Annotated in this window: 5 protein-coding genes; all 5 read left to right on the top strand. The window is 33.4% G+C overall.

The features are described from left to right. A partial coding sequence (locus N4A40_15965; protein ID MCT4663349.1) for a GNAT family N-acetyltransferase occupies window positions 1-964 on the top strand: 964 nt, incomplete at its 5' end. 16 nt (window positions 965-980) lie between these two features. Continuing rightward, window positions 981-1,214, top strand: a complete 234-nt coding sequence (locus N4A40_15960; protein MCT4663348.1) for a DUF2164 domain-containing protein — start codon at window positions 981-983, stop codon at window positions 1,212-1,214. Window positions 1,215-1,235: 21 nt separating this feature from the next. Continuing rightward, window positions 1,236-2,045: a selenium-dependent molybdenum cofactor biosynthesis protein YqeB gene (gene yqeB / locus N4A40_15955; GenBank protein MCT4663347.1), complete on the top strand. Its 810-nt coding sequence runs from the start codon at window positions 1,236-1,238 to the stop codon at window positions 2,043-2,045. Between the two features lie 74 nt (window positions 2,046-2,119). Beyond that, complete coding sequence (locus N4A40_15950) at window positions 2,120-2,896, top strand: response regulator (protein ID MCT4663346.1); 777 nt, start codon at window positions 2,120-2,122, stop codon at window positions 2,894-2,896. 282 nt (window positions 2,897-3,178) lie between these two features. Further along, window positions 3,179-3,412, top strand: a 234-nt coding sequence (locus tag N4A40_15945) for an XdhC family protein (protein MCT4663345.1), incomplete at its 3' end; no start/stop codon positions are given.

The raw sequence follows: 3,412 nt of genomic DNA, 5'->3' as shown, positions 1-3,412 counted from the left end.
TGTGAACTACGAATTTAGAGAGATACGAGAAGAGGATATATCTTCTATAACAGGTTTATTTATAGAGAACTATTTTAGGGTGTTGGAGAAACATCCTAATTTACCAGCTAAATATGCTACTAGAGATGCAGTAAATGACTATGTGAGCTGGATGGTAGGCAATGGTGTTGGGATAGTTGCAATAGACAATTCTGATGAGATTGTAGGTTATATGACAGCAATTGAAATCGATGATTTTAAAAATAGTGGGAAAGGACTTTATACTCCAGAGTGGGGGCATGGAGCGGCAGTGGATGATCCAGAGTGGCTTTACAGTCAATTGTATACTTATTTATACGATGCGTGTATTGGAGAAAATTGTCATGTACATGCTATTACAATTATGGATCACGATGAGCATCTTATAAGAGAGAGCTTTTTTAATGGATATGGTATGCTTTTAATTGATGGAATAAAAAAAGTAGAAGATGAAATTCCACAAAAAACACCATATAAAGTGAGACAAGCGAAAGTTTCGGATTTAGATCAAATAGTTGCTATATTGGATACACACTATGATTATATGTACAACTCACCTATATTTTTATTTTCACATGCAGAGGATTTAAAGGATAGTGTGAGAGCTTATCTCGAAGACGAAACCATAATATTGTGGGTTGCAGAGCAAAATGATAAATTGATTGCAGTTATGAAGACACAGTACAATGCAGATAATGCAAGTACTATAGTTATGGATGAAAAATCACTTAGTATACAAGAGACTCACGTTATAGATGAGGCTAGAAATCAAAAAGTTGCTAAGAGTCTTTTGACTCATGTTGAAAAATGGGCTTTTGAGCATAGTTTTGAGAGACTTACAGTTGATTTTGAGACGGCAAATATATTAGCTAGAAGATTCTGGTTAAAATATTTTCAGCCTGTTTGTCATTCAATGATTAGATACATTGACGATAGAATAGAGTAGTAAAGGGGTTTGTACAGTGGGATTAGAAAATTTTGATTTAAAACCAGGAGAAAAAAAGCAAATGATAGATGAAATCATAGCTTTTTTTGATAAAGAAAGAGACGAAGATATAGGGATATTGGCTGCAGAATTGGTATTGGATTTTTTCTTAGATAATCTAGGAAAGAAAATTTACAATAAAGGAATAGATGATGCATATGTATTTATAAATGATAAGCTACAAGATATATATGCGCTTGAGAAACGTTAACAAAAAGAGGAGATGACATTCGTGAAAAACAGGACAGAACAAATCGTTATTATGCGTGGTGGTGGAGATGTAGCATCTGGTACAATACAAAAATTGCATAGATGTGGTTTTAAGGTGTTGGTATTGGAAATCGCTAAGCCGACAGCTATTCGTAGAAAGGTAAGTTTTAGTGATGTTGTTTATGAATCAGAAGTCGTTATAGAAGGTGATAGAGCTAGATTAGTGGACTCTATAGAAGAAATAGAAAAATGCTGGGATCAAGGAATAATTCCTGTAAAAATCGATCCAAAAGGAAAGAGTATAGAAAGCATACAACCCGATGTAGTTGTAGATGCAATATTAGCTAAGAAAAATTTGGGAACTCGTATAGACTTAGCACCAATAGTTATTGGCTTAGGTCCGGGATTTGAAGTTGGACAAGATGTAAATGCTATAGTGGAGACTATGAGAGGTCACAACTTGGGAAGAGTAATTTTCAGTGGAAGTGCCATGCCAAATACAGGTATTCCAGGAAATATAGCTGGTCATGCGAAAGATAGAGTAATCTATAGTCCAAATGCAGGCGAGATAAAACTTATAAAAGACATCGGAGATAGTGTCGAAAAAGATGAAGTAATAGCTCATGTTGAAGGAGAAGCAGTTTTAGCAACGCTTACTGGAATACTGCGAGGGATCATTAGAGATGAGACTGTAGTATTTAAGGGAATGAAAATTGGAGATGTAGACCCTCGATTGGATCAAAAAGAAAATTGTTATAAAATATCAGACAAGGCTAGAAATATTGCAGGTGGAGTATTAGAAGCAATTCTTTCTCTTGACTGTAAGTTGTAAATTAGGCTAAATAGGTCGAAAGTTTATTTTAGTTTATTGATTTTTTAGTAGGTGAAGTACAAGGGGTGGAAGTTATGAAAATTGAGCAAGCTGAATTGCTAAAGACACTCAAGGTTTTACTAGTAGAAGATGATGTGGATTTACAAAAAGATATAGCTAGATTTTTAAGATATCGTGTTGGAAAACTTATAGTGGCAAATCATGGGAGACAAGGATTGGAGCTTTACGATGAGGAAAAACCCGAACTCATAATTACTGATTTGGACATGCCAGTCATGGACGGATTTACGATGATTGAAAAGATAAAATCTAAAAATAAAAATCAAGCCATAATGATAATATCTAATTCAAAAAATCAAGAAGATTTGCTAAAATCTATAGACTTAGGTATAAAAAAATACATAATCAAGCCTATAGACAATGAAAAATTGTTAGAGGGAATAAAAGACGTTAGTATTTCAATATTTTCAAGAAAAAAAGACTTAGTGGTAGAGCATGGAAGATATTGGCTTAATAGAGAGAAAAAAGTCAAAATAGAGGGAGAAATAAGCAAAAAAATAGCATTTTTCCTAAAAGAGAACACAGGGAAAGGTCCGAAATGGGTTAAGGTATTCATTCAAGGAAGAAGTATTGAAATAAAAGCAGAAGAAGTATTGACTCCTATGGAACTCAGTTTGATGAAAAAACGAGAAAATCATGAATTAGTGAAGTACAATAGAAAAATATTTTATAAGGCAAATTACCAAGAAATAGAAAATATGGTTATGATGATTATTGGCGAAAAATCAAGGTTAGAGCTAATAAATACATGTGTTGACACCAATAGAGATGTCATAAAATTAAGATTTTAACCAAAAGACTGAATTGTCAAAATAAAGCAACTATGATATAATATTGTCAGAGTCGGTGGTCGAGGGTTGAAAAGAACTCAGAGAGTGGCTTGAATACATCGATATGACTTTTGTAGTAAACTATAGTACAAAAGGTATTATAGATTATAATAGAATATAAATTTAGTGAATGATAAAAATTTATGAAGACTTTGAAGTTTAGCATGAATCGGTCAACACGAAAAGAACCATTTCTTTTTGTGTTGGCTTTTTTTAATGCTCTGATAAATTAGGAGGAAGACTATGGAGAGAAAAGTACTTGAATTTATAGATGAATGCTTGGAAAGGGGAGAAAGAGCTGCATTAGTTACACTTACTCATTCTTCAGGATCTACGCCTAGATCAGCAGGATCAATTATGGCAGTGGATTCGAAAGGAAGCATAATGGGTTCTATTGGTGGTGGAAAGCTAGAAGCTGAAGTAATAGTTCAAACTAAAGAAGCTATATTGAAAGGTGAAAATGAGGAGTTTCACTAT

It is taken from the genome of Tissierellales bacterium (assembly GCA_025210965.1).
Classification (GTDB): Bacteria; Bacillota; Clostridia; order Tissierellales; family JAOAQY01; genus JAOAQY01.
This window is presented reverse-complemented; position numbering and strand designations above follow the sequence as displayed.

Coding starts and splice junctions, on each gene's coding strand:
- N4A40_15950 (MCT4663346.1), top strand. CDS start 2,120: ATGAAAATTGAGCAAGCTGAATTGCTAAAGACACTCAAGGTTTTACTA.